The 25,419-nt window shown below is 61.0% G+C and carries 23 protein-coding genes and 1 pseudogene; 13 read left to right on the top strand and 11 right to left on the bottom strand.

Features of this window, described 5'->3' with window-relative positions:
* Positions 1-5: 5 nt before the first annotated feature.
* Positions 6-2,138, top strand: coding sequence for a hypothetical protein (locus E9536_RS21150; RefSeq protein WP_136470572.1), 2,133 nt, complete (start codon positions 6-8; stop codon positions 2,136-2,138).
* Between the two features lie 180 nt (positions 2,139-2,318).
* Here the strand turns inward: E9536_RS21150 and E9536_RS21145 are convergent, their stop codons facing one another.
* From E9536_RS21145 to E9536_RS21125, 5 genes are all read right to left on the bottom strand, one after another.
* Complete coding sequence (locus tag E9536_RS21145; protein ID WP_124840775.1) at positions 2,319-3,173, bottom strand: 3-hydroxybutyryl-CoA dehydrogenase; 855 nt, start codon at positions 3,171-3,173, stop codon at positions 2,319-2,321.
* A 38-nt stretch (positions 3,174-3,211) separates the two neighbouring features.
* Complete coding sequence (gene bktB, locus E9536_RS21140; RefSeq protein WP_042973147.1) at positions 3,212-4,405, bottom strand: beta-ketothiolase BktB; 1,194 nt, start codon at positions 4,403-4,405, stop codon at positions 3,212-3,214.
* A gap of 48 nt (positions 4,406-4,453) precedes the next feature.
* Positions 4,454-6,127: an electron transfer flavoprotein-ubiquinone oxidoreductase gene (locus E9536_RS21135; RefSeq protein WP_136470571.1), complete on the bottom strand. Its 1,674-nt coding sequence runs from the start codon at positions 6,125-6,127 to the stop codon at positions 4,454-4,456.
* 36 nt (positions 6,128-6,163) lie between these two features.
* Entirely contained in the window at positions 6,164-7,954 is a 1,791-nt protein-coding gene (locus tag E9536_RS21130; RefSeq protein ID WP_136470570.1) for an acyl-CoA dehydrogenase, read from the bottom strand.
* 416 nt (positions 7,955-8,370) lie between these two features.
* On the bottom strand, positions 8,371-9,024 hold the full coding sequence (locus E9536_RS21125) for an HAD family hydrolase (RefSeq protein WP_136470709.1): 654 nt from the start codon (positions 9,022-9,024) through the stop codon (positions 8,371-8,373).
* Between the two features lie 629 nt (positions 9,025-9,653).
* Between E9536_RS21125 and E9536_RS21120 the strand changes: the two genes are divergently transcribed.
* From E9536_RS21120 to E9536_RS21110, 3 genes are all read left to right on the top strand, one after another.
* Entirely contained in the window at positions 9,654-9,887 is a 234-nt protein-coding gene (locus E9536_RS21120; RefSeq protein ID WP_027792372.1) for a hypothetical protein, read from the top strand.
* Positions 9,888-10,119: 232 nt separating this feature from the next.
* Positions 10,120-10,635, top strand: coding sequence for an SRPBCC domain-containing protein (locus tag E9536_RS21115; protein WP_136470569.1), 516 nt, complete (start codon positions 10,120-10,122; stop codon positions 10,633-10,635).
* 323 nt (positions 10,636-10,958) lie between these two features.
* Entirely contained in the window at positions 10,959-11,414 is a 456-nt protein-coding gene (locus E9536_RS21110; RefSeq protein ID WP_059562530.1) for a GNAT family N-acetyltransferase, read from the top strand.
* 140 nt (positions 11,415-11,554) lie between these two features.
* On the opposite strand, the gene E9536_RS41510 is transcribed toward E9536_RS21110, so the two are convergent.
* Both E9536_RS41510 and E9536_RS21105 read right to left on the bottom strand, forming a co-directional pair.
* Positions 11,555-11,713, bottom strand: a complete 159-nt coding sequence (locus E9536_RS41510; RefSeq protein ID WP_168799554.1) for a hypothetical protein — start codon at positions 11,711-11,713, stop codon at positions 11,555-11,557.
* Between the two features lie 31 nt (positions 11,714-11,744).
* Positions 11,745-12,596 (bottom strand): GNAT family N-acetyltransferase, encoded by an 852-nt coding sequence (locus tag E9536_RS21105; RefSeq protein WP_136470568.1) that lies wholly within the window; start codon positions 12,594-12,596, stop codon positions 11,745-11,747.
* A 126-nt stretch (positions 12,597-12,722) separates the two neighbouring features.
* Here E9536_RS21105 and E9536_RS21100 point away from each other — a divergent pair, with 126 nt between their 5' ends.
* A complete protein-coding gene (locus E9536_RS21100; protein WP_136470567.1) occupies positions 12,723-13,190 on the top strand; it encodes a hypothetical protein in 468 nt (155 codons plus the stop codon).
* 199 nt (positions 13,191-13,389) lie between these two features.
* Here the strand turns inward: E9536_RS21100 and E9536_RS21095 are convergent, their stop codons facing one another.
* Complete coding sequence (locus E9536_RS21095; RefSeq protein WP_124544519.1) at positions 13,390-13,782, bottom strand: hypothetical protein; 393 nt, start codon at positions 13,780-13,782, stop codon at positions 13,390-13,392.
* Positions 13,783-14,638: 856 nt separating this feature from the next.
* Between E9536_RS21095 and E9536_RS21090 the strand changes: the two genes are divergently transcribed.
* The 3 genes from E9536_RS21090 (at position 14,639) to E9536_RS21080 (ending at position 17,352) form a co-directional block, all read left to right on the top strand.
* Entirely contained in the window at positions 14,639-14,896 is a 258-nt protein-coding gene (locus E9536_RS21090; protein ID WP_226182113.1) for a hypothetical protein, read from the top strand.
* A gap of 761 nt (positions 14,897-15,657) precedes the next feature.
* Entirely contained in the window at positions 15,658-16,590 is a 933-nt protein-coding gene (locus tag E9536_RS21085) for an MBL fold metallo-hydrolase (protein ID WP_136470566.1), read from the top strand.
* 189 nt (positions 16,591-16,779) lie between these two features.
* Positions 16,780-17,352 (top strand): YbhB/YbcL family Raf kinase inhibitor-like protein, encoded by a 573-nt coding sequence (locus E9536_RS21080; RefSeq protein WP_136470705.1) that lies wholly within the window; start codon positions 16,780-16,782, stop codon positions 17,350-17,352.
* Positions 17,353-17,370: 18 nt separating this feature from the next.
* On the opposite strand, the gene E9536_RS21075 is transcribed toward E9536_RS21080, so the two are convergent.
* Positions 17,371-18,120, bottom strand: a complete 750-nt coding sequence (locus E9536_RS21075) for an SDR family oxidoreductase (protein WP_136470565.1) — start codon at positions 18,118-18,120, stop codon at positions 17,371-17,373.
* A gap of 108 nt (positions 18,121-18,228) precedes the next feature.
* Here E9536_RS21075 and E9536_RS21070 point away from each other — a divergent pair, with 108 nt between their 5' ends.
* Positions 18,229-19,107: a LysR family transcriptional regulator gene (locus E9536_RS21070; protein WP_136470564.1), complete on the top strand. Its 879-nt coding sequence runs from the start codon at positions 18,229-18,231 to the stop codon at positions 19,105-19,107.
* Positions 19,108-19,163: 56 nt separating this feature from the next.
* Here E9536_RS21070 and E9536_RS21065 read toward each other — a convergent pair whose 3' ends face one another.
* Positions 19,164-19,790 carry a hypothetical protein gene (locus E9536_RS21065; protein ID WP_136470563.1) on the bottom strand — a complete coding sequence of 209 codons (627 nt, stop codon included), beginning with the start codon at positions 19,788-19,790 and terminating at the stop codon, positions 19,164-19,166.
* An 837-nt stretch (positions 19,791-20,627) separates the two neighbouring features.
* On the opposite strand from E9536_RS21065, the gene E9536_RS21060 reads away from it, so the two are divergent.
* Together E9536_RS21060 and E9536_RS21055 are read left to right on the top strand one after the other, a co-directional pair.
* Positions 20,628-21,365, top strand: a complete 738-nt coding sequence (locus E9536_RS21060; RefSeq protein ID WP_136470562.1) for a transporter substrate-binding domain-containing protein — start codon at positions 20,628-20,630, stop codon at positions 21,363-21,365.
* A 154-nt stretch (positions 21,366-21,519) separates the two neighbouring features.
* Positions 21,520-22,521 (top strand): hypothetical protein, encoded by a 1,002-nt coding sequence (locus tag E9536_RS21055; protein WP_136470561.1) that lies wholly within the window; start codon positions 21,520-21,522, stop codon positions 22,519-22,521.
* 446 nt (positions 22,522-22,967) lie between these two features.
* On the opposite strand, the gene E9536_RS21050 is transcribed toward E9536_RS21055, so the two are convergent.
* Entirely contained in the window at positions 22,968-23,912 is a 945-nt protein-coding gene (locus tag E9536_RS21050; protein ID WP_136470560.1) for a LysR family transcriptional regulator, read from the bottom strand.
* Positions 23,913-24,051: 139 nt separating this feature from the next.
* Here E9536_RS21050 and E9536_RS21045 point away from each other — a divergent pair, with 139 nt between their 5' ends.
* Positions 24,052-24,816 carry an SDR family oxidoreductase gene (locus E9536_RS21045; RefSeq protein ID WP_136470703.1) on the top strand — a complete coding sequence of 255 codons (765 nt, stop codon included), beginning with the start codon at positions 24,052-24,054 and terminating at the stop codon, positions 24,814-24,816.
* Positions 24,817-24,891: 75 nt separating this feature from the next.
* Positions 24,892-25,293, top strand: a pseudogene (locus E9536_RS21040) (SDR family NAD(P)-dependent oxidoreductase); the annotation flags it as partial.
* Positions 25,294-25,419: the final 126 nt, after the last annotated feature.

Below are 25,419 nucleotides of genomic sequence, written 5' to 3'. Positions count from 1 at the left end.
CCAACATGCACGCCCGATTCGACCTTGGTGATTCCACCACCGCGCTGGCCCGGCAGCTCGAACACTATCTCGACGCCTATCCCGACGAAACGCGCACGTTGCTCGGCCTGCCGGCCGGCGCCGCGATTGGCGTCGAGGTGCTCGACGAGGAACTGCCCGTCAGGCTCGAACAACACACGCATGCGGCCACGCTGCGCATCGGCCGGCACGACGCGCAACGCGTGATGGCCTACACGCGCAGTTGCAACTGGGCCAACGGCATCGTGCTGGTACCGACGCTGGCACGCCTGGTGTTTGCCGGCGCGTTCGACGGCCTGCGGGCCGGAGCGCCCCGCGCGATGCGCGCGTTCGCGGCCTCCCGCCAGCCCGACCCGACCCGTAACCTCGGGATTCTGTGGGGCGCCTTCAACCTGCTGAGCCTGGCCGGCTGGCTGACCCTCGATCGCGGCGACGAAGACGCCGAATATGCGCTCAATCCCGCCGGCGAATATGTCGTCGCGTGCGTCGAGCACGCCCGGCCGCTGTTCGAGCAACTGGCGAATGCAACGTCGGTGCTCCAGCATCTGCACGCACTGTGTCATCGAACGCGCGTGGCGGCCGAAGACAGCCTGCTGTATGCGCGGCTCGCACGGGCCTGCGTGGCGGGCTGGCCGGAGCTTGCGCCCCCGGCCACCGACCTGGAGCGCCAGGTGAACGGACAGCTGCGCACGGCGATGGACGGCCTGCTGCTGGGCCCGACCTGGGTCGCGCTCGACATGCCGGTGTTCGACAGGCAGCCGGATGGCCAGTACGTGCAGTCGGCGCCCGGCATCCTCGGCAAGCTCGACGAGCAGCCCGCCGGGGTCGCGGTGGGCGCCTGGACACAGGCGGACCCTGTCGTCCTGGACGCAGCATGGGCGCTGATGGGCAAGTTCGGCATGGTGGAAATCGACCAGGGAAAGGTGCGCCTCACCGAGTCGGGCCGGATTCACCGTCCGATCGCCGCGCCTTATGCGGGGCTGCCCGCGTCGTATCTGCGTTCGTATGCGCTGCTCGACGAGCTCCTGTTCGGCAACCCCGATCCGCTCGATATCGACAGCGACGGCCACATCGATCGCGTGATGAACGTGTATGCGTCGAGCGGCGCCGGGTCGGGGCCGGCATCGCAGGAAATCACGACGAAGATCCTGCGCGAGCTGTTCGACGACACGCCGCTGGATCGCCAGCCCGCCGGCATCGCCGACATGGGCTGCGGCGACGGCAGCGCGGTGAAGCGCCTGGCGGAATACGTCATCACGTCGACGCGGCGCGGCCGGCACCTCGCCGACTATCCGCTGCTCGTGATCGGCGCCGACTACAACGCATCCGCGCGCGGCCGCGCCGCCGCCACGCTATCCGCGCTGAAGGACATCCCCGGCGTGCAGGTACGCGTGATCGCCGCCGACATCTCCCAGCCCGACCGCTACGACGAAGCCGTGGCCGACAGCGGCCTGACCGTCACGCAACCGGACGGCAGCGTGCGCCCGGCGCGGTTGAGCGACCTGCTGCACACCTTCATGTTCCTGGTCCACAACCGCCGGCTGGGCATCCGGCGCAAGGACGCCGCCGAAGCGATCCTCGAGCGCCATCTCCGCACCGTCGATCGGGCACGCCTGCGCGCGGTGATCGACCAGCACTATGCGGGGGCCCTGACGGTATCGGATCAGGAAGCGTTGCCGATCGGGCTTGAACAGATCAAGCGCGCGTTCAAGGTCGCGTACAGCGACGCGGAAGGGCTCGTTCCCGGTTACGTGGCGGCTGCGGATCTGATCGATTTCCTGACCCGCTGGAAACGCCACGCGAAGCATGGCTTTCTCATCGTGGAAGGACATAGCCCGTGGGCGGAGAACCTGTGCGCGCGGGCGCCGGGCGGCCCGGACACGTGGTTGCGCACCGAGCAGCTTCCGTCGGTGTTCAACTGGGGCATGCACTTCGTGTCGCGCCAGTTCATGGCGCCGTTCAACGAATTCACGCTCGCGCTGACCCTGGCCGGCCTGCGCCCCGACAGCCCGATTTACGGGCGGATTCATCCGGAGGGGTTCCCGGCGCCCGATCTGCTGAGCGACTACCGGTTCTTCAGTATCGCGAACTACGTCGACGATACCGCCGTTGCCGATTGACGGTCCGTTCGGTGCCACGCGGTAAGCAGCGACGGCCGCAAATCGCATCAAGAAAACACCCCGGAGGCTGGATCGGTGCCCAGTCTCCGGGGTGCGGGTGCGCGCCGTACTGCTCGCCGGTTTCGTGAGTGCCCCGGATTCACACAGGGGCCTCCACGCAACCGGCGCCCGGCTCGCGCATCAGGCGCTGTAGTCGTACACCCCGCGCCCCGTCTTGCGGCCGAGGCGCCCGGCCGTCACCATCTCGCGCAGCAGCGGGCACGCGCGATACTTCGGGTCGCCGAAGTCCTTCACGAACACGTCCATCACCGCGAGGCACACGTCGAGGCCGACGAGGTCGGCCAGCGCGAGCGGCCCGATCGGGTGGTTCGCGCCGAGCTTCATCCCCGCGTCGATCTCCTCGGCCGACGCGATGCCTTCAGCCAGCACGAAAAACGCCTCGTTGATCATCGGCACGAGAATCCGGTTCACGACGAAGCCCGGCGAGTTACGCACGCCGATCGGCGACTTGTCGAAACGCTCGGTCAGCTCGCGCACCGCCGACGCGGTCGCTTCGCTCGTCTGCAGCCCGCGGATGATCTCGACGAGCGGCATCAGCGGCACCGGGTTGAAGAAGTGCATGCCGACGAAGCGCGCCGGATCGGCGAGCGGCGCAGCGAGCGCGGTGATCGAGATCGACGACGTGTTGGTCGCGATGATTGCGTCGGGCCGTGCGACGGCCTCGATCTGCTTCAGGATGCGACCCTTCAGCTCGACGTTCTCGGTCGCGGCTTCGATCACGATATCGACCGACGCGAGCTGCGCGTAGTCGGTCGACGTCGTGATGCGCGCCAGCGCCGCATCGCGTGCGGCCGCATCGAGCTTGCCCTTCGACACGAGCCGCTCGAGGCTGCCCTTCAGCGTCGCGACGCCCTTCTCGAGCGCGGCGTCGCTGACGTCGATCATCACAACGTTGAGTCCCGCAACGGCGGCGGTCTGCGCAATGCCGTTGCCCATGGTTCCGGCGCCCACGACGCCGACAATTTCGATGGCCATGAAATTTCCTGTGTGTTCGGGTGCTGAGCGGTCGATTATCAGATGTTCTCGAAGATCGCCGCAATCCCCTGGCCGCCGCCGATACACATCGTCACGAGCGCGTAACGCCCGCCGATGCGCTTCAGTTCGTACAGCGCCTTGACCGTGATCAGCGCACCGGTCGCGCCGATCGGGTGACCGAGCGAGATGCCCGACCCGTTCGGGTTGACCTTCGCCGGATCGAGGCCGAGCTCCTGCGTGACCGCGCATGCCTGGGCGGCGAACGCCTCGTTTGCCTCGATCACGTCGAGATCGGTGATCTTCAGGCCCGCGCGTTCGAGCGCCTTCTGCGTGGCCGGCACGGGGCCGATGCCCATGTATGCCGGATCGACCCCCGCGTGCGCGTACGCGACGAGCCGGGCGAGCGGCTTCACGCCCTGCGCGCGCGCGGCGTCCGCGCTCATCATCAGCACGGCCGCGGCCGCATCGTTGATGCCCGACGCGTTGCCGGCCGTCACCGTGCCGTCCTCCTTCTTGAACACCGGGCGCAGCTTCGTGAAATCGTCCGCGCTCGCGTCGTGACGCACGTGTTCGTCGGTATCGAACGCAACCTCGCCCTTCTTCGTGCGGATCGAGATCGGCAGGATCTGGTCCTTGAAGCGCCCTTCCGCGATCGCGCGCGCCGCGCGACGATGCGATTCGAGCGCCAGCGCGTCCTGCGCGTCGCGCGAGATGCCGTACTTCGCCGCGACGTTTTCGGCGGTCACGCCCATGTGGATCGTCTGGAACGGGTCGTGCAGTGCGCCGAGCATCATGTCGACGAGCTTGCCGTCACCCATGCGCTGGCCGAAACGCGCGGCCGGCACCGTGTACGGCGCGCGGCTCATGTTTTCCGAGCCGCCGCCGATCGCGACGTCGGCATCGCCGAGCATGATCGTCTGCGCGGCCGACACGATCGCCTGCAGGCCCGAACCGCACAGGCGGTTCACGGTCAGCGCGGGCGTGTGCTGCGCGACGCCGCCGTCGATCGCCGCGACGCGCGCGATATACATGTCCCTCGGTTCGGTGTTCACGACGTGGCCAAACACGACGTGCCCGACCGCATCGCCCGACACGTTCGCGCGCGACAGCACTTCGCGCACGACTTTCGCCCCGAGGTCGGTCGGCGAGAAATCCTTCAGGCTGCCGCCGAAATCACCGATCGCGGTACGGACACCGCTCACCACCACGACTTCTTTCGCTGCATTGCTCATCGTCTCACTCCGGTTCGTTCGCGCCCGCAGGCGCGGGGATACGTTGCGTTACATGTTCGGGTAATTCGGCCCGCCACCGCCTTCCGGCGTGACCCACACGATGTTCTGCGTCGGGTCCTTGATGTCGCAGGTCTTGCAGTGCACGCAGTTCTGCGCGTTGATCACGAGGCGATCGCTGCCGTCGTCGTTCTTCACGAACTCGTACACCGCCGCCGGGCAGAAACGTCCTTCCGGCCCCGCATACGTGCGCAGGTTCACGTTCACCGGCACGTTCGCATCCTTCAAGGTCAGGTGCGCCGGCTGGTTCTCTTCATGGTTCGTGTTCGAGATGAACACCGACGACAGCCGGTCGAACGTCAGCTTGCCGTCCGGCTTCGGGTACTCGATCGGCTCGCACTGCGACGCCGGCTTCAGCATCTCGTGGTCCGCATGCTTGTGGTGCAGCGTCCACGGCACGTTGCCGCCCATCACCTTCTGCTCGAGCCCGACCATCAGCGTACCGAGGTACAGCCCCTTCGCCATCCACTGCTTGAAGTTGCGCGCGCGGTACAGCTCCGTGTACAGCCACGATTGCTTGAACGCATCCGGGTACGCGTTGAGCTCGTCCGACTGGCGGCCCGCCTGCACCGCGTCGAACGCGGCGTCGGCCGCCAGCATGCCGGTCTTGATCGCCGCGTGGCTGCCCTTGATCCGCGACGCGTTCAGGAAACCCGCGTCGTCGCCGATCAGCGCGCCGCCCGGGAACACCGTCTTCGGCAGCGACAGCAGCCCGCCCGCCGTGATCGCGCGCGCGCCGTACGACACGCGCTTGCCGCCTTCCAGGAACGCCCGGATCGACGGGTGCGTCTTGTAGCGCTGGAATTCCTCGAACGGCGACAGGTACGGGTTCGTGTAGCCCAGGCCCACCACGAAGCCGACCACGACCTGGTTGTTGTCCATGTGGTACAGGAACGAGCCGCCGTAGGTGTCCGACTTCAGCGGCCAGCCGGCCGTGTGGATTACGAGGCCCGGCTTGTGCTTCGCGGGATCGATTTCCCACAGCTCCTTGATGCCGATCCCGTAAGCCTGCGGATCGGCGTTCGCGTCGAGCTTGAACTTCGAGATCAGCTGGCGGCCGAGGTGGCCGCGGCAGCCTTCGGCGAACAGCGTGTACTTCGCGTGCAGTTCCATGCCGAGCTGGAAGTTCTCGGTCGGCTCGCCGTCCTTGCCCACGCCCATGTTGCCGGTCGCGACGCCTTTCACCGAGCCGTCGTCGTTGTACAGGATCTCCGCAGCCGGGAAGCCAGGGAATATCTCGACGCCCAGCGCCTCGGCCTGCTGGCCCAGCCAGCGCGTGACGTTACCCAGCGAAATCACGTAGTTGCCGTGGTTCTGGAAGTTGGCGGGCAGCGCCCAGTTCGGCGTGGTGACCGCGCTTTTCTCGGACAGGAACAGGAAGCGGTCTTCCGTCACCTCGACGTCGAGCGGCGCGCCGCGTTCCTTCCAGTCGGGGAACAGTTCGGTGATCGCGCGCGGGTCCATCACCGCACCCGACAGGATGTGCGCGCCGATCTCGGAACCCTTCTCGAGCACGCACACGCCGATCTCGGTGCCTTTCTCGGCGGCCAGCTGCTTGAGCCGGATCGCCGCCGACAGCCCGGCGGGGCCGCCGCCGACGATCACGACGTCGTATTCCATCGATTCGCGCGGGCCGTACTGCGCGAGCAAGTCCTGTGTGGTCAAAATCCTGTCTCCTCCTGCGTCCCGACCGTCAGCCGGTCAGAACTGGTCTTCCGTCAACGCGAGCACGCCCTCGTTGCCCTTCGTGCCGACGATCGAGGCTTCGAGCGCGCCTGCCTGCACCAGCACCTGCTCCGCATAGAGCTGCGCGATCGCGATCTTCGCGCTGAAGAACGCCGGGTCGCTCGCGCGGTTCGCCTGCGCGGCCACCAGCGCACGCGCCATCTGCCATCCGCACAGCACCACGCCCGCCAGCTTCAGGTACGGCACGCTGCCCGCGAACACCGCGTTCGGGTCCTGCTTCGCGTTCGCCAGCACGTAATCCACCACCGACGACAGCGCCTTCGCGCCCTTCTCCAGCTGCACCTTCATCGACGCGGCCGCCGCACCGTCCAGCTTGCCCAGCGCCGCGACAGTCTCGCCGATTTCGGCGATCAGCGCCTTCGCCACCGCGCCGCCGTCGCGCAGCGTCTTGCGGCCCACCAGGTCGTTCGCCTGGATCGCCGTCGTGCCTTCGTAGATCGCCAGGATCCGCGCATCGCGGTAATACTGCGCCGCGCCGGTTTCCTCGATGAAACCCATCCCGCCGTGCACCTGCACGCCCAGGCTCGCCACGTCGTTCACCATCTCCGTGCTCCAGCCCTTCACGACCGGCACCAGATATTCGTAGATTGCCTGATGACGCGCCCGCGTCGCCTCGTCCGAATGGCGGTGGGCAATGTCGCTGTGCGCCGCGGCCACGTATGCCAGCGAGCGCGCGCCTTCGGTCAGCGCGCGCATCGTGCCGAGCATCCGGCGCACGTCCGGGTGATGGATGATCGTCACCGACTGCTTGGCCGACCCGTCCACCGGGCGGCTCTGCACGCGTTCCTTCGCGAATTCCGCGGCCTTCTGGTACGCGCGGTCGGCCACGCCGATCCCCTGCATCCCGACGCCGAAGCGTGCCGCGTTCATCATGATGAACATGTATTCGAGGCCGCGGTTCTCTTCGCCGATCAGATAGCCGATCGCGCCACCGTTATCGCCATATTGCAGCACCGCCGTCGGGCTCGCCTTGATCCCGAGCTTGTGCTCGATCGACACGCAGTGCACGTCGTTGCGCGCGCCCAGCGAGCCGTCCTCGTTCACCAGGAACTTCGGCACGATGAACAGCGAAATGCCCTTCACGCCTTCCGGCGCGTTCGGCGTGCGTGCCAGCACCAGGTGGACGATGTTGTCCGCCATGTCGTGCTCGCCCCACGTGATGAAGATCTTCGTGCCGAACACCTTGTACGTGCCGTCGCCCTGCGGCTCGGCGCGCGAGCGTACCAGCGCAAGATCCGAGCCCGCCTGCGGCTCGGTCAGGTTCATCGTGCCGGTCCATTCGCCCGAGATCAGCTTCGGCACGTAGCGCTGCTTCTGCTCGTCGGTGCCGGCCGTCAGCAGCGCCTCGATCGCGCCGTCGGTCAGCAGCGGGCACAGCGCGAACGACAGGTTCGACGCGTTCAGCATCTCGATGCACGGTGTCGCGATCAGCTTCGGCAGCCCCTGGCCGTCGTATTCGGACGGGTGCTGCAGCCCCTGCCAGCCGCCTTCGACGAACTGGCGGAACGCTTCGCCGAAGCCCGGCGTCGCGGTCACGACACCGTCCTTCCAGCTGCTCGGATTGCGGTCGCCTTCGACGTTCAGCGGCGCCAGCACCTCACCGCAGAACTTCGCGGACTCGTCGAGCACGGCCTGCGCCGTGTCGTAACCGGCGTCCTCGAAACCCGGCAGTTGCGCAACGGTGTCGATGCCCGCGAGTTCCTTCAGCACGAACAGCATGTCCTTGACGGGGGCGTTATAGCTCATGGTCGATGTTCCAAATCAGGCGGTGAATGAGGCGCGCCACGGGGCCGATACGGCAAAACCGGCCAGCTCCGGGCGGCGAGGTGACCCATCCTAATGCCGTGCGAGCCGGTTTCCATTGTCATATTCGGCCCACCTGGTGACAAAATCGGCCACGGGATGTGGAGGTGGGGGCGGAAGCGGCAGGCTGGGTGCGGGTTTGGGCGGGGTCGGGTTTGGGCGGGAATGACGAGCTGGCGGCTGGTTGGACGGGGTGATCGGGGGGCCGGATTCGGGCAGCGGGAGTATCGAAGCTGAGCACGCCAGCACGGCATCTAGGGCAGAAAGATGCCGAAATACATCGAGCACATCTGGCACGAACCCACGCTGACCGGTTGCGACGCGTCGATGTCATTCAGCCCTCGCGTCCTTGATCAAGGTTATGTCCCCAAACTTCCGGACAGTAACGCCGGAAGCGCGGAAAGGCTATCGATCGCGTGCACGGGAGACGCGAACCGCTCGGAACCGGACTGAATGATTGCCCACGGGCCGCGCCGCAAGAACACCGGAACCATGCCGGCCCGCCGCGCCGGTTCGACATCGTTGTCGAGCCGGTCGCCGACGTAGGCAATCCTGGACGGCTCGATTCCGTTCGTCTCGGCGACGATGCGTTCGAAAAAGCGGGCATCCGGCTTGTCGACGCCCCACGACGCCGACGACGCAACGATGTCCGCCGGCACGCCGAGCGCACGGAGTGCACGTTCGGTCGCGACGGGTTGATTTCCCGCGATGCCGACCAGCACGCCGGCTTCGCGCAGTCGTTTCAGGCACGGCACGACGTCGGGGTAGAGATCTTCCGCGGTCACCGTATAAGTGCTCCCGGTCGCCTCGCGCTCCCGGCACAATGCGGCGAAGTCGACACCCGGCCGCACGAGATCGAACACGCGACGATGATGCCGACCACGCGCGATGACCGCGCCGAGCAACGCATGAAACACCCGTCGCGGCACCTCGAGATGGTCGGCCCACTCGTTCCAGTCACGACTTTCATCGATCAGCGTTTCGCCGACGTCGAAGAACACGGCTTTTATCATCATCGAGTGGATCGGGTTCCGTAAAAACAGATCTTCAGGGTTTGGCGATGCCGGGATGGGTGGGCAATGACGGGAGTCGGCGCCAACGACGGCCTTTCGCCATCCGTTCCTGGATCATCGGCAATCTCGAAGAAAAACTTTGGTGGTTAGCCGGATGCGAGCGATATCCTAGCGCGTGGGCCTAGCGGTGCTGGCACAACCCGCAACGTAGTGCAAACCCCGACAAGCCAGTTGCGGTCGATAGTCTAGATTGTGACTGTATAGGTTCGTTGATCGAATTTCGGACGTTCTGCCTATTTCCTCGCTATGCCGACCTGAGACAGCTACGTGAACGAATCGACCTACCGCGCCATTTTCGGCTTTGTCGTGATCGCTTACGGCGCCGCGATATCCGCAATCATGGCATTTCGCCCAGAGCGAATATTGGCCTTCTATTGCAGATCAAGGGCTTGGAGATGGTAGTACAAATTCTGGTTCAACATGTCTGCAGAAGATATTGTGTCGGCCAAAATGGTACGGCGAACCAGAATCCAAGGGGGGACGGAGCTGGCGTTCTTCACTGCCATTATTTTTGCAGCTTTGTTTCAACTCGGTTCTCACGGCTAGCTGCTGATCTTGGCGGGGGATATATGACGCACGCCTTGTACGAATTGCTTAGTGACCTCGACGATCGCCACCTCTTTTATACATTGGGCCGGCATCGCCCAGACACCATTCTGATCTCGATAACTGTGCCAGGTGAGCGTATCGAGATCGACGTGTTCGACGACGGACATATGGAGATGTCCCGCTTTTCCGGAGATGAGAGTGTAATTGACGACCAACAAATGATTCTGAAGGCTATCGACGAGGCGTCCGAGTGAAAGGGGTTGGTCATGAGGCGCAACGCGCCCACTTCCCGTCGGCCGACGTCGCTGCGCGCGGCCGCTTTCAGGAATTGCATCTGTCTCTTATGGGTCGATTTCGGGTAACTGCGCTAGGCCAAGTGCAAGCAACTGCGGAAGGCAGCAGCCGGCCAGCTTCAGACACTCGACGCCGCTGGCTAGATCGTCAACCATCTGCAGCGGTGCAATTGCGACCGATTACGGGGAGAGTATGAGCCTGCGGGGATTGCTACTGAAAGGCATCGCTGTCATTTTCGTCGGCATTATTGGAACCCTGTTTTTCCTGCACGAAGATATTAGCGCGCATGCTGACACTTTCATTGATCGGGCGCCTGCCGATGTCTGGAAGGTTGTATCGAACAGCGCCGCATATTCCGATTGGAATCCCTTCATTACTCGTGTCGACGGCGAGTTCGGGGAGGGAGAGACAATCCGTATTGTGCTAGGCGCTGGACCGGATGCGATGATATTCAATCCGACTGTTCTGATCGTTCGTCCGGAACAAGACCTGTGCTGGCGTGGCAGTGTATGGATTCGCGGCCTCTTCGACGGTACACATTGCATCCACCTCACGGCCGTAACTGGCGGTACCCGTCTGGAGCAAACGGAGTCCTTTTCCGGGCTGCTCGTGGGGCGGTTGACGAAAGACGTAATCGAGGAAACTCAACGGAGCTTTGAGGCGATGAATGCCGCGGTTAAGCAGCGCGTAGAAATGAAAACGCCCTGAGTGCCGCCTTATCGCGCGATGCTCTACGGTATCAATGGCCGCAGTCACTGGACGGCCGAGGCTGTGTTAAAACGCGAAAGAACCCGGTTTTCGGGTGTCGCTTTACCCTTCCCGAGTTGCTGCCAAGCCAATACAGCGCGATCTGAAGGGGCGATTTTTGAGGAAACCATGTTCAGCGTGCGTTTTCACACAGACTCGGCCAATTTGAGACGTTCGACAGTTCCAGATGGATCGTTGACAATCTGCGAATGTGCTCCGACCAGCAGCCGCCGTCGATTGCACTTCCGCTAGCCGGCGCTTTAATTTCCTGTGCTTATTCAGCTATGACCATCGCTTTGGAATCCCCCGATCAACCGGACGTGATCGCTCTCATCGCCGATCTGGATGCTTACCAAGATACGTTGTATCCGCCTGAGAGCAGGCACGCCCTGGATCTCGCATCGTTGAAGCAATCGAATGTCCTGTTTGCTGTCGCGCGGGACATTGAGGGCCAGGCGATCGGCTGTGGAGCAATCGTTGTCGGACCGGATTTTGGCGAACTCAAACGAATGTATGTCAGCCCTCGCGGACGAGGACAAGGCATCGCCAAGCAACTCATCGCTTTCCTCGAGACACGGGCCATAGATCTTGGCTGCAGGTTGCTCAAACTTGAAACGGGTCCATACCAACAGGAGGCGTTGGCTTTGTATGCTTCAGCGGGCTATGAGCGCCGGGGGCCGTTTGGAGATTACACGGACGATCCATTGAGTGTGTTCATGCAGAAACACATTGCTGCCTGAACGTTCGTGCTGGATGTCCGCTAACGAGATAGCTACAGGGTGGATCAGAGGCGATTCCTTTCGGATGCAGTCGGCCACAAACGGCTGTTCGACACAGCTTTTTAGATCGTCGACAATCGGTGCGGATAAGGGCGTAGCCTTTAGCGGTTACCGTCGATCAGATCGTTCAGCAGCGCATCGAACGCGGCCTGTGCGTTTTCAAGTTCCTGCAGGGCGGCATCAAAGGTTTGCAGCGCGAACGGCGATGGCTCGCCGCTGCCTTGCGGCGGAAATTGCTTCTGCATCGAGGCGATCGGCATCGCGGAGCCCGTTCTAAGCCCGAAGGGGCGACTAGCTGATTGATAGGCGATATTGCGTCAGTCCAGGACGATCAATGCGTTCCTTGATCGCAAAGCCATGGCGCTCGTAGAACGGAATATTGCGCGACTCTGCGGTTTCCAAGGAAATCGTCCCGGATGGTTCGATCTCGCGAAGATGCGCCAAGGTCGCATTTAGGAGCGTCGACCCGATCCCTTCGCCTTGTAGCATCGGGGACACACCGATGAACTCAATCCAGCTTGAGTTTGCAACAGAGGAGTTCGAGCCAGAACTCTCGCGAAGCAGATCGATCCTTCGCAAGGATAGTTCGCCACAGGTGCTTGCGATCTGATGTCCAAGCTCGGCAAAGTTGCCGGGTGATTCTGCGCGGGACGCCGGCGCAAAGTAGCTCACGGCAACGAGGTCACCGCTACGCCACGCGCCCAAAGCAGGCATGAGCGCATCGTGGTGATATCTCAAATAGCTTCTCAGATAGTTTGTGCGGCGCTCGTCGAATCCCCAGTTTTCAGCGAACAGGCACCAGGCAAGGATGGGGTCTTGTTCGAACGCTGCCTCCAGCAAAACCAACGCCGATTCAAGGAACTGATGCGGCAGGGGCGCTACCGATAGTTTTGTATCGTGCATGTTCGGTTTAGGCAGCAGGCGCTCGTTGAATGAATTGGCGTAACTTACAGCGTAGCTTTTGATTTTGAGCCTTATCAGATAAGGTGCAGGTACTGCTGCATCATTGGAGTGACGGGTGCAGGTGCTGCGGTGGGTTGCGTGCTCATGTGACCGGGAAAAGTTGCTTTGGCTGCCCGAGTTTACCAGTGGCCCGCACGGGACTGCTCGCAGTTCGCCGTTCGGCCAGTTGCTGGAGATCACGACCGGCAACTGCCGGTCAGTTGTCGCTGATGGGGAGGGACAGCTACCGACCAGGAGCGGTCGGTCGACACTGGGAAGTGGATCGTCAACAATCGAGGATGCGCAAACCTACACCCTTGAATCCAAATGAATAAGCTCCCCGTGTTCAGCCTGAAAAAGATCACAGACGTTAGCGAAGCAGACTTGCGATTGCATCCAGTGTGGGCCGCATACTACGAGCCAGATGACATCGAGACGTTGGTTGCGTTGGGATATGACCGCACTGAATGTAGCCAAACGCTCGAGGCGGTTGGTTACTCAGACTTATATGTCTTTCCGCTTCCGATCTTTGCAAGACACGCCTCGTTCAAATACCTGTATCAAACCATATCGGCGGTTACTAAAGGCGGCCACTCGCTTCTGGGCTATCGCACTGGCTCCGCGCTCTGTTTGCTGGCAGGAGGCAGATGCTTCTCGTTCAATCGCAATCTGGCCGATCTCTCGAAAGATCAAGCAACCGCTCTCGCGAATGCGCTCGGCGACGCCAATATTTTCCCGATAACGCTTGCCTACGCTGCGTCCGCAGCTATCGAGACATTTGATCTTTACCGCTGATATATCGACTCGACAGGGTTGAAATGGTCCACGGTTGCATCGAATGGCCGCTTTCGAGAATGTTGAGCAACCGCTTCGGGTCGATCTGCGCCGGTCGCGCGTCACAGGGCGGCGGCCGGCCACTTTCGGTCAGTCGACGGCAGGGTCAAGTTTGTCGATGATGCGCGGCGCAGGATTCCGGCGGCGGCTCGATTGCGTCTCAGGCTCGCAAGCTTGGCGCTAACCGCCAGTGAACAAAGGGCGGATACGGTGCGCCACCAAGGAACGCCAGAAATACTTCCGCGACCTGATCGGCCACGAACCATTCATCGGAGCGCATCGGGATGTTGCCCGCTCGAAAGACGAGGATCGTGCCATCCGGGCGTACAGGCGAAGGATTATCGTGGAACCCTCTCCATCGTTCTCCGCCGAATTCGAAGCGCTCGATCATGCAGCTCACTCCGCCGCCGGCCACCTGCACGTAGTTTCCTGCATCGTCAGTCAATGACGCATAAGACGACTTGCCGTAGCTTCGCAGTGACTTGAGCTCACGAGCGATCTGTGTGTACGTAGGCGCGATGATGGCCGCTTTGCCCTCGATGTCGAGTCTCATTTGTTGTTCAATCTCTTTTCTTCTCGATCAAATCAAAATCATACCAACGCCCAAACCCAACAACGAATGACCGCTACCGAGAAAGTCGATGGACCGTTCCGGGTCGATCTGCGTCGGTCGCGCGTCACAGAGCGGCGGCCGGCCACGTTCGACCAGGAAGAGACGGTCGTCGTGCTGGCGTAGATCGGTGAAAATACGATACCTACTTTCAACAATCGCTTATGGGTGAGGCTCAGGATGATGGTCCAACAAAAGCTCGTAGAAGCGGCGCTCCAAGAGGTTGTGAAACTGAGAGCCAGCGACTTCGCCGGCGATGATGGCGCAGTCTTACGATTACTCAACGCATATGCAGACGCTGATTCCGTGGCAGACTGTTTGTGGCAAGATCTACCGGCTAACTATCGCGCCGAGGATGTGGCGGATTTGTTGAGCCTTTGGTGCTGGCGCACAGACGATAACGGCGCTCTGATTATGCGCGCGGTAGAGCGTTGGATTGTTGAGTGCGCGGATGAAAACAAGGTTGAAGTGGCCCTAAGTCTGGACGCGTACCCATTTATCGACCCGGACATTTGCATTGCAAACCTCAAAAGGGCGGGCACGAAGTTTCCCGTGCTCACTGCTCGCTGCGAGAGGATCATCTCAGACAGATTGACTGAAAGGCACTCGCCGAGCCCACGCGCTGGAGTCCGCGTTGGGTCGGCTCCAAAAATTGAGGGCTAACTCGGCGACGCGCGATCATCGGTGAGCTTCGGATTTCCGGAATCGGCCATGAGGGGACGGTCGACGGCACGGCTAACATTGTCCACAATTGCTCATCCCATATAAGACAGAGTCGCCTTTCTAAGGATCAGTCATCGTGACCGAAGATATAGGTAGAGTATTTCGACTTCAAATGGCCTCAGACGTCCTGCGTGATGGACTTGGACTCGAGCTCGTCAACGACCACGAAGAGGTTGTTGCCGAAGTATTTCGCAGCGATGTCAATAATTCGCTGGAGATCTCCCTTTTTGAGAGGGATTTACCTTTCGTCGAAATCGAGCGCCTATTAAAAAAAGCGCGCACGCTTCTTGGAACATTCGAGGACGGAAGTCCGCTACCGCCCCCGGTGACGTAGTCCGGGGAGCACTCGGTCAATGCGGCCTGCGACATACCGTGCAATGTCAGTTTGATGTGCCTCTGAACGACTGTTCTCGAGAACACTGAAGGTCCGCTACGGGTCGATTCCGGGCAACTGCGCTAGGCCAAGTGCAAGCAACCCCGGAAGGCAGTAGTCGGCCAGGAGGAGACACTCAGTACAACCAGCATTAGGAAATTTGTTCGACCAATTCGCCTTCGGAAGCTGCCATTCGACCTTACAGCAATCGACGCGTGCATTTCAGGGTTTGAGCGCAGAACCGTCCGCGTCCGTCCGAGAAGGCTTTTTGACACTGAATTATGCGGTCCGCACACATCACGCATGATGTGAACCATGGCCACCTTTCCCGGACCCCGCGCCAGCGTGCGTGATTCGTCCACGTATCGGATGGCAAGATCGAGCAGCCCGCTACGCGTCATCGAGTTTGCCGTCAAGCACCATTTTGGGCCCGTTCGATCACTTGCTTCTCGCGACGCATCTGGCAGATAGAAACCCGAATTAAGTCAGATGTTCTGTCGCTGGCATTGCATTTCGCCGGCTATACGACCTGGATTGTTGCCGTCCAGACAACATGGCATACGCACTCGCGATCCTACCGGCGCTCGCCCGTCCCTCACTACAATGCGTCACACGCTCGCTTGAATTGCGAGCAAAGCGATACGCGCAAAACCCGTGGTCGCTCAGGTGAACCGCGCCGCGTGTACCGGATCCCCCCAACCGAAGCAATAGGACAATGGATCATGAGCAAGACAACTCGCAATGTGCAGCCCGTTACTTCCAACCTGGGCAAACAGGGTTCAGCTGAACTCGTACCTTCCCGTTACGCGGTGCGCGTGGGTGACATCGATGTCGTATTGATCAGCGATGGCGTTCTACCGCTGCCCACCTCCACCATGTCCACCAATGTGAGCGAAGCGGATCGCAACGAATGGTTCGATGGTCGTTTCCTGCAACGAGACATGTTCGACTGGGCGCTGAATATTGCGCTCGTGCGCAGCGGCGGGCAGCTCATTCTGATCGACTCGGGCGTGGGTGATGGTTTCGAATACTTCACGCGAGCCGGACAGTCAGTAATGCGACTGGAGTCGGCAGGTATCGACCTTACTGCAATCACTGACATCGTCATTACGCACATGCATATGGATCACGTTGGCGGCTTGAACGTCGATGGCATCAAGGCCAGGCTACGCCCGGACGTGCGCATCCACGTGTCGGCCTCGGAAGTAGAGTTCTGGAAAAACCCGGACTTCAGCAAGACGGTGATGCCGGAGACGGTTCCGCCTGCGCTATGCAAGGCTGCTGCGAAGTTCGTGGAACTCTACCGCGAGAATATCGTGCAGTTCGATCAGGCAGTCGAAGTCGCACCGGGCGTGTCGGCGCGCGTGACGGGCGGGCACACACCGGGACACTGCGTCGTGGACGTCACATCAAACGGCGAGAAGCTAACGTTCGTAGGAGATGCGATTTTCGAAGTCAACTTCGACAATCCGGATTGGCAGAATGGCTTCGAGCATGATCCTGAGGGTGCAGTGGACGTGCGTCTCGCGCTGTTCAACGAAGCCGCGGAAACGGGCGCTTTGCTTGCCGCAGCGCACGTCTCGTTCCCATCCATCGGACACATTGCAAGGAACGGCGACAGCTTTCGCTTTGTTCCTGTTACGTGGGATTACTAATCGATATCGGATAATTGATAATCACCCACCGCGATCTGGACTCACTTTCCGTATCCGGAAGCGACTGGTGCGCATCCCGTGCATGACACTGTCGTTAAGCGTTACCTGCACCTGAATTTCTTCGAGCATGACTGCTATCTCCATGTGCGCACGCGGCGCGTGGAGCCCTTCAATCCACAGGAGCCTGCCATGCGATCCCTTCCCATGCCACGAAAAGCTGTTTGCGCTTGCGCGCTATTCGCAACGCTGCCCGGCGTCGCGACCGCCGAAACGTTTGCGCTGAAAGTTGCCGATCTGGATCACGGCCGTTTCAGGAATGAACAAGTGTTCAGCGGATTCGGCTGCCACGGCGAGAATGTGTCACCGCATGTGACATGGTCAAACGCGCCAGCCGGTACTCGCAGCATCGTCGTGACGATTCATGACCCCGACGCGCCGACGGGCAGTCTCGGCTGGACCCATTGGGCTGTTGTCAACATACCGCCCTCGCAGACCTCTCTGCAAAAGGGCGCCTCCGGCAACGTGAATCTGCTGCCGCCCGGGGTCACCGAAACGCTGACCGACTTCGGCCAATCGAAGTATGGCGGACCGTGTCCACCACAAGGCAAGCCACATCGTTATATCGTCACCGCGTACGCACTCGATATCCCGCATATCGACGTGAGCCCGGCATCTAGCCCTGCACTCGTTGCGTTTCAAATGCACGGGAAGATCGTCGCTCGGGCTCGCTATGTCGCGACCTACCAAAGCGCGGCGAACTGAGCCGCGCCACGGGTACTATCAACTGAGCGACATGCCACCGTCGACACGCAAGTTGACGCCGTTGACGAAGCTGCCCTCGTCACTCACGAGAAAGAGCGCCGCGCGTGCGAGTTCTTCAGGAAGTCCGAGGCGGCCTAGCGGAATACGCCCTGCGACGGCAGCCTCGAACGCCGGCCGCTCGTCATACGCGATACCCAGCTTCGTCAGAATTGGCGTGTCGACCGGCCCGGGACTCAGTACATTCACACGGATGCCACGCGCCTGAAGCTCCAAAGCCCAACTCCGCGCGAAGGCCTCGATTGCGGCCTTCGTACCCGCGTAGACTGCATGTCCTTCGAACACTTTCGAACTCGCGATCGAACTCGTCAATAGAATGGCACCACGCTCCCTCATGAGTGGCGTGATCTTCTGTACCCCGAAGAAAATTGCTTTGGTGTTTGTCGCGAAGTGACGATCATAGGAGTCTTCGCTCACTTCGTTCGATGCTTCGATAGTATTCACTCCCGCGTTCGCGAAATATATGTCAATTCCTCCAAAGCGCCTCGACACTAGCGCGGCCACTTCGCCGTGCGTTTTCGGGTTCGCGAGATCTCCCGTCAGTCCGATCGCCCGGTCGCCAAGTTCGGCCACGGCCGCATCGACGGCATCCGGACGTCGGCCCACCATAATGACATTCGCGCCCTCTTCAATCAGCAGTCTGGCCGTGGCCAATCCGATTCCACTATTTGCGCCAGTAACAACAGCAACCTTGTTTGCGAGTCGATTCATGTTTTCTCCGTCATATTCCACCTGTCCGGCGTAGAGCCAGAATTTAGCAACGGCTTCTGGTGGGTTGAAGTCACTCGTAGGTCATTTCACCCTTTCCACTTTGTCATCATGTCCGTGGATAAATTTAGCGGCTTTCCCGCGTTCGTTCGCTCCGTCGAGACGGGCTCGTTCACGGCTGCGGCGCAATCTTTGGGTACGACGACGTCGGCCGTGTCAAAGAGCGTGGCAAGGCTCGAAAAGCGCCTGGGCGTCACGTTATTCCAGCGCTCGACCAGGGCCTCCGTTCTGACGATTGAAGGTCAGGCGTTTTATGAGCGCATTGCCCCGCTGATGCGCGGGCTGGAGGGCGCCGAAGAAGTATTGCGATCGCCGGCCGCCGCCGCAGGAAGACTGCGTGTAAGCCTGCCTGGCGAACTGGGTCGCTTTTTGCTCGATCCCGTCACGCGGGAACTCCTGCCAAACCACCCGGAACTCGCACTCGACGTGAGCGTCAGCGACCATCATGCCGACCTGATCCGCGATCGCATCGATATCGCGATCAGGGCGGGATGGCTGGAAGACAGCGGCCTGTATGCGCTGCCGATCACCAGTCTTCGGCTGGTGTTAGTTGCGGCGCCTGCATATCTGCGTGAGCGGGGATCACCGCGTGTTGCTGCGGATCTCGCTGCGCATCGGCATGTGCGCTACCGGCTCAATGGCCGACCGTACCCCTTGAACTTCGCCGATGGAACGTCCAGCTCCATCGAAGGCAGGTTCGACGCTGATAACGGTGAGGCAATGCGCGTAGCGGCATTGAACGGACTGGGTATCGCCCAAATACTGGAAATTGCCGTACGGGACGATCTCGCCACCGGGAAGCTGCAGGCTGTACTACCCGATCAGGCGCTCGCGTGCGTCCCCGTCCACGCTATTCACGCTTTCGGAAAAAACATGCCGACGCGCGCGCGCGTATTCATCGATTTCGTTACGGCGCAACTCTCGAAATGAAGTATCCCGTCGCCCCGGCGCTCAGCGCCATCGGCTGCCGTCGCGCTGCATTCGAATTACGCCAGGGAGGCGTCGTGCAGCAAATCGATCAGTGCGTCGGCTCCGGTGTGGTCGGCCGTGAATGCCGTGGCCACCGGATCGTAGGTTGCGGACAAGCCGACCGCACCAAGCAGATTGGCGAGGTAGGTATCGAGCGTGCTGGTCGCATTCGACACGCTTGCTGCGGTCACCGTATTGGCAAGCGTGACCGGCGCCCCGGACGTGACGAAATTCATCGGATTGCCATCGGGCGTCAACAACGCGACCAGTGCCGTGGTCAGCGTGGTGACGCTCGCAACCGCGGTCTGTCCACTCGCGGGTAGTTGGGCGAGCGCCGTGACGAGCGGGCTGACCTGGCCGGACGGATCAGTCGCGACGAGCGCGATTGGCTGCGACAGTCCGGCAACATTCGACGTATACGCTCCATTCGACCCGGCCTGGGTCGTTGCGGTCTTCCCGTTAACGTCGGTGGCGGAGATCGTCGCATTGGCCACCGGATTACCCCCGGCAACCGTTCCCGAGACCGCTGCGTTTTGACTGCCGGATGATGCGCCACTGTCGCTGCCGCCGCCACATCCACCGAGTAGCGCAACTGCGATTCCTGTTGCGACGACAATCGGTGTCGCCAGATTTCCCTGTCCCATGATCCACTCCATTATTCGCAGTCGATTGATACCGGATGAGGCTGAGCAGCGCACATGATGTCCTCGCCGATCAAACAGGCGCAAAGTCTGGTCTTCGCCCTGCGTCAGTGAATTTATCGTCGACGACGCGCAAGACGGACATAGTCAAGCGACTGGGCAACTTGTCGCCAGGAATACCCACCTTCGAAATATTCGTCAGGCGCAATATCATTTGGAAGTCGTATGGCTTGCACTCGTGGGACCGCGACGCGTTTCCGGCATTGAAGGACCTGGACAGCCGCCGTGTATCCTCGGACGTCGAGTAGCGTTGGCGTTCGCGCAGGTCAGGATCACGGCGAGGAATGTGCCGTTGGCATCGGACAGGGTGTGATGCGTCCCCCAGGCGTCGCAAACAGAGGTGGCCTCACTCGTTCGGACAGTTTTCTGAGATTTTCGTAGAGCAAAATAATTCCGTCACTCCAGAATTCTCATGGATCAAGGCCTCCGTCCCGCGAATTGACGACTTTATTGACGGTCCCATTAAAATAATGTCGTCAATTCGCCTACGTCCGCATTAAATTTGTCGATTCGCGTAGTGGAGCAAGGGTTCCGGCGGTAACGTCCTGATTTCTGGACCGATTCCCGGCCCACCGCGCGGTCGGTCGAAGCGCTGAGTTCAGACAGGACGCTCTCTGTCTCAAGCTCGGTCACCTATGCTGGAAAAGCGGTGTTGCGGGACATTCGGGGCCAACTCCGTCCGCTTGCTCCCGGCCAAAAAGCGACATCTGCGCACGTAGGTAGAATCGTCAACAATCAGCTCTAGGTTTGATGGCCATTCCCATTTCGCGAGGCGCAGCGATGAAGGTAACGATTGCATACATCGAAGAACCACCGTTCGGTTGGACGGAAGCGGATGGTACTGCTACGGGTGCTGACGTTGATCTGGCCGATGCGGTTCTTCGGGCGATCGGTGTTACCCGGATCGAGCATCGCCTGACGACATTTAGTGAACTGCTACCCGGCGTTGAAGCAGGTCACTGGGATATGAACGTTCCGCTCTTCGTTACCCCTGAACGCGCCAATATCGTCGCGTTCAGCGTACCCGTATGGGGGATCGGAGACGGCTTTCTGGTTCGGACTGGAAATCCGAAAGCGCTCAACAGCTACGTGTCACTCGCCAAACGTCCTGAGGCGCGCCTTGGCGTCATTGCCGGACAGGTGCAACACGAGTCGGCGAGAACGTCAGGCGTAAGCGAGGACCAGATAGTCATCTTCGAGCAACAGGCCGACGCGATCGAAGCGGTTCTCTCGGGCGCGATCGACGCGTATGCAAGCACAGCCTTGGGAAATCGCATAGTTGCGTATCGGATCGGAGGCTCAATGCTTGAGGCAGTGGAGCACGAGCCCCAAACGAATGGCACGCAGCAGAAGCTCCCGCTCGGCGCATTCTCGTTTAGCAGACGAAACAGCGCTCTGCTCAATGCGGTAAACGGGCAACTTCGTTCATATCTTGGCTCAGAAGAGCATCGCGCTCGTATGGCGAGATTCGGCTTGACAAACAATGAAATCGATTCCGCTCTCGCGCATGGGGTGTGAGACGGGCTTCGGCCACTTTCGGACCTTCGACTTCGGTGTCTAAACCGTCACCAATCCAGGTCACGAACACTTGTTGATGACCGTCGTTGGGAATGCCACATACAATCTCACGTCATCACCGCACGACGATTTGATCAGACTGAATACATAGCTAATGACCGATCGTGCTTCCCGCCGTCAGCTCGACCTTCTAGGCGCTCCGCGCTGGCAATGGCTCGATGAACTTCTGCGTATCTGGTATGTGCGCGCCTTAGATTCAGCCGATGGCTGCTCGCCCGACGAGCTCGCCGATATCTCGGCTCGCCTGAATTTCGTACTGCCAGCCACGCTTGCGGAGTGGTTCGAACTCGTCGGCCACCGCTTAGAATCCGTTCAGGATGCCCCCGCGACGCCCCTTACGGTGCGCGTTCAGGATGGCCTAGTAAGCGTCTGGACGGAGAACCAAGCTGTATGGACGCTGCTCGTGGGCGCCGGAATCGATCCGATGTGCCAGATCGATAGTTCCGATTTCTGCTTTCCAGCTACTCCTTTGAGCCAAGCATTGCACGGGATGACGCTTAGCGACACGTTAGTGGGCGCTTGGGGTGGCAATGGTCGTGGACCACTAGGTGACTTGGCGTCATCGGTCGTCGGAGGCGTAATCGAGGACGCTGCGGACGATGAGGTGGCTCGTGTCCTGAGTGCTTTCCCCCAACTAAAAATCCCAGGCAATCCGTTCTATAACGTGCCGCCCCATGGGGACGGCACGACGATACTTCGTGATGGGATTGGCTTGGAGTGGGCGGTGGCTACGGCAGAGGCACTCGAGCACATTGATGCGCTGGTCCCGCTCGAACCTCCCGGCGGCCGCTATCGGGTGAGCCTTGAGCTCCCTACGGCAGTCGCGCGCCAGGTCGGGCTGATCGGACGTAGTGCTATCCCGGATTTTAATGCCATCCATTTGCCCTCTGAACTTGCGAGGCCGGCGACGGGGAACGTCAGCCAGCTTTCGGCTTCATTTGAGTGGGAGACCGCGCAGCCCGAAAAATGTATGTCTGCTGTTCGGAACGCGCTACCCGAGACTGAGCGAGCGCTGGCCAAGATTACTTACAGACCAGAGCGGATTGCGCACTGGCGAACCGTCGAATCGGATGGAGGTGTTGATGATGAGCGTTGAAATCTGCCTTTCCGCCGGTTGGTAAGCAAGCCACAGCAAACGGTACGTCAGCGTCTGGGACCGCGTTCGACCTGCCGGTCCAGGTGCAGGCGCGCGACGATATGGCGAAGCCGCGATGGCTGATTGGGAGAAATTCGACTGACCGTTGAGGGTCGGCATCAACCAGTCCGACACTACCCCAATACCACTCGACCGAGGCCGGCCAGCCGCAGACATCGGCTGGCCGCATCGCCTGGACATTCGAATGTCCAGGCGCGAAGAGACAGCTTTCGCGCGAATTCCGTATCCATCGGGCGACGGCACTTCCAGATAGTCGCCGGCAGTAGTCAAAGGCTGCCCGGGGCCGCCGTCCGAATGTCTGTGCGCCAAGGTGCAGAACGATCGCGCACTCCCTGAACCCGAACGTCCGAACATGGCTGGCGCATGTACTGGACGCGGATGCGCTTTCAATCCGTCGCCGGTGCGGCGCCTGCCCAATTTCCGTCGTTCCGGTCCCAGGGAGGCACGCCACTGAACGCGTCGACCAGGAAATCGATCATGACGCGCACTCTGGCGCTCAGGTGCCGACGGCTCGGATACAGCGCGAGAATGTCGATATCCGGCAAGCGGTACCGGGGCAACACATGCACGAGCCGGCCCTCGGCGAGATCCTTGCCGATCAGGAAAGTGGGCTGCTGGATCACGCCGTGTCCGGCAAGGGCCGCTGCACGCGCCGTATCGCCGTTGTTGGTATGCATGTGACAGTCCACCTTCACCGAGTGAAGCTTGCCGCGCTCGTCGATCAGTTGCCAGTCGTCGCCGGTGGACGCATACGTGTAGCCGATACAGCGGTGCCCGCCCAGCTCCGCCGGGGCTGCCGGAACGCCGAAGCGAGCCAGATAGGCCGGCGATGCGCAAAGAATGTTTTGCGACGTCGCCAACTTGCGGGCCGCATGACTGGTCGAACCGGCGCGTGAGATGCGAATGGCGAGATCGTAACCTTCATCCACGATATCGACGACGCGGTCAATCAGTCCGACGTCGAGTTCGACTCCCGGGTATTTCCGCATGAACTCGGGCCACAACGGTGCCAGATACAAAATACCGAAGCTCACGGGTGCATTGATGCGCAGCCGCCCGCGCGGCTCGACCGACGCCGACGAGACCAGCCCCTCCGTCTCGGCGACATCGTCGAGGATCGACTTGCAACGGGCGTAAAGCGTCTCGCCGCCCTCGGTAAGAGAAAGCGTACGCGACGAGCGATTCAGCAAGCGCGTGCCCAGATGCGCCTCCAGTTCATTCACATAGCGTGTGACATTGGCGGGCGACGTGCCGAGCGCATCCGCGGCGCGCGCGAAGCCCCCACGGCTCACCACCGTCACGAAAACCTCGAAAGCGCGCAGACGATCCATCAGCTCCTCGATTCATTCACAAAAGCTGAATGATAGGAGCACATTTTAGATCTTTCTACATTCATAACTGAAGCCTATATTGCTTTCAACGCGCCAATGCATGGGGCACTGGCCGACGAAGTGCATCAGGAGATTGAAAATGCAACGCTTAAAAGGAAAAGTCGCCATCGTCACGGGCGCCAGCGCAGGGATTGGGCGTGCTACGGCAAAGCTGTTCGCGAAGGAAGGCGCCAAGGTGGTCATCGCGGCGCGGCGCGCGGCGGAACTCGAAACACTCGCCGCGGAGATCGTCAACGAAGGCGGCGAAGCCGCATACCTGGCGGGTGACGTGCAATCGGAAGACTTTTCGAAGGCGCTGGTCGCGCTCGCGGTGAGCCGGTTCGGCCGCCTGGACATTGCCTACAACAATGCCGGTACGCTCGGCGAGATGGGGCCGAGCACCGGTATTTCCGAAGCAGGCTGGAATGCCGCGCTGTCGACCAATCTGACGAGCGCCTTCCTTGGCGCGAAACACCAGATTCCGGAAATGGTGAAGCAAGGCGGTGGATCGATCATCTTCACGTCGACGTTCGTCGGTTACTCGTTCGCGTTTCCCGGCACTGCGGCCTATGCGGCGAGCAAGGCGGGCCTGATCGGTTTGACGCAAGCACTTGCTGCCGAGTATGGCGCGCAAGGCGTGCGCGTGAACGCGGTGTTGCCGGGCGCTGTCGACACGGACATGTATCGCGGCATGAACGACACCCATGAATCGCAGGCGTTCGTCACGGGCCTGCATGCGCTCAAGCGCGTTGCAAAGCCGGAAGAGCTTGCCCGGTCGGTGCTGTATCTCGCTTCCGACGATTCGTCATTCGTGACCGGTACGGCATCACTCGTTGACGGTGGCGCGTCCATTACCCGGACCTGATCCCTCTTTGTCGGCATCCGGCTTCTACCTGCCGATGCCGCCAGTTCTACCTCACTCATGCAAAGGAAATGACTCATGGACCTGAATCTGCAAGGCAAACTCGCATTGGTCAGCGGCAGCACCGCCGGCATTGGCTTCGCTATCGCCAGGACTTTGGCGCAGGAAGGCGCGCGCGTGATCGTGAATGGCCGCTCCCAGTCATCAGTGGATGACGTGGTCGCGCAACTGAAAGCCGAGACGGGCAGCGACGTCACGGGTTTTGCGGGCGATCTCGCCACAGCCGCGGCGGCTGATGAACTGGCAACGCGTTTTCCGGACGTGGAAATCCTGGTCAACAACCTGGGCATCTTCGAGCCCAAGCCGTTTGAGGAGATCCCCGACGCCGACTGGTCGCGTTTCTTCGACGTCAATGTGTTGAGCGGTGTACGCCTCGCTCGCCTGTTTCTGCCCGCGATGAAGCGTGCAAACTGGGGGCGGACGGGTTCAACCGGTGAATGCAACACCGATGCTGGCGTTTAGTTTATCTGCAGGCGTCATGTAACCCAATATCTTTCTCGGGCGTTGATTCAATTGCAAGGCGATCTTGTTCAAATCGCCTTGAGA

The sequence above is a fragment of the Burkholderia sp. LS-044 genome, assembly GCF_004803625.1.
GTDB lineage: Bacteria > Pseudomonadota > Gammaproteobacteria > Burkholderiales > Burkholderiaceae > Burkholderia > Burkholderia cepacia.
Note: the sequence above shows the minus strand (reverse complement) of the source record. Positions and strands in the feature narration are given on the sequence as shown.

Bases quoted from the DNA above. Each gene is read 5' to 3' on its own strand.
- E9536_RS21150 (WP_136470572.1), top strand. From the start codon at position 6: ATGCACGCCCGATTCGACCTTGGTGATTCCACCACCGCGCTGGCCCGG.
- E9536_RS21145 (WP_124840775.1), bottom strand. From the start codon at position 3,173: ATGGCCATCGAAATTGTCGGCGTCGTGGGCGCCGGAACCATGGGCAAC.
- bktB (WP_042973147.1), bottom strand. From the start codon at position 4,405: ATGAGCAATGCAGCGAAAGAAGTCGTGGTGGTGAGCGGTGTCCGTACC.
- E9536_RS21130 (WP_136470570.1), bottom strand. From the start codon at position 7,954: ATGAGCTATAACGCCCCCGTCAAGGACATGCTGTTCGTGCTGAAGGAA.
- E9536_RS21125 (WP_136470709.1), bottom strand. From the start codon at position 9,024: ATGATAAAAGCCGTGTTCTTCGACGTCGGCGAAACGCTGATCGATGAA.
- E9536_RS21120 (WP_027792372.1), top strand. From the start codon at position 9,654: ATGACGCACGCCTTGTACGAATTGCTTAGTGACCTCGACGATCGCCAC.
- E9536_RS21115 (WP_136470569.1), top strand. From the start codon at position 10,120: ATGAGCCTGCGGGGATTGCTACTGAAAGGCATCGCTGTCATTTTCGTC.
- E9536_RS21110 (WP_059562530.1), top strand. From the start codon at position 10,959: ATGACCATCGCTTTGGAATCCCCCGATCAACCGGACGTGATCGCTCTC.
- E9536_RS41510 (WP_168799554.1), bottom strand. From the start codon at position 11,713: ATGCCGATCGCCTCGATGCAGAAGCAATTTCCGCCGCAAGGCAGCGGC.
- E9536_RS21100 (WP_136470567.1), top strand. From the start codon at position 12,723: ATGAATAAGCTCCCCGTGTTCAGCCTGAAAAAGATCACAGACGTTAGC.
- E9536_RS21095 (WP_124544519.1), bottom strand. From the start codon at position 13,782: ATGAGACTCGACATCGAGGGCAAAGCGGCCATCATCGCGCCTACGTAC.
- E9536_RS21085 (WP_136470566.1), top strand. From the start codon at position 15,658: ATGAGCAAGACAACTCGCAATGTGCAGCCCGTTACTTCCAACCTGGGC.
- E9536_RS21080 (WP_136470705.1), top strand. From the start codon at position 16,780: ATGCGATCCCTTCCCATGCCACGAAAAGCTGTTTGCGCTTGCGCGCTA.
- E9536_RS21075 (WP_136470565.1), bottom strand. From the start codon at position 18,120: ATGAATCGACTCGCAAACAAGGTTGCTGTTGTTACTGGCGCAAATAGT.
- E9536_RS21070 (WP_136470564.1), top strand. From the start codon at position 18,229: ATGTCCGTGGATAAATTTAGCGGCTTTCCCGCGTTCGTTCGCTCCGTC.
- E9536_RS21065 (WP_136470563.1), bottom strand. From the start codon at position 19,790: ATGGGACAGGGAAATCTGGCGACACCGATTGTCGTCGCAACAGGAATC.
- E9536_RS21060 (WP_136470562.1), top strand. From the start codon at position 20,628: ATGAAGGTAACGATTGCATACATCGAAGAACCACCGTTCGGTTGGACG.
- E9536_RS21055 (WP_136470561.1), top strand. From the start codon at position 21,520: ATGACCGATCGTGCTTCCCGCCGTCAGCTCGACCTTCTAGGCGCTCCG.
- E9536_RS21050 (WP_136470560.1), bottom strand. From the start codon at position 23,912: ATGGATCGTCTGCGCGCTTTCGAGGTTTTCGTGACGGTGGTGAGCCGT.
- E9536_RS21045 (WP_136470703.1), top strand. From the start codon at position 24,052: ATGCAACGCTTAAAAGGAAAAGTCGCCATCGTCACGGGCGCCAGCGCA.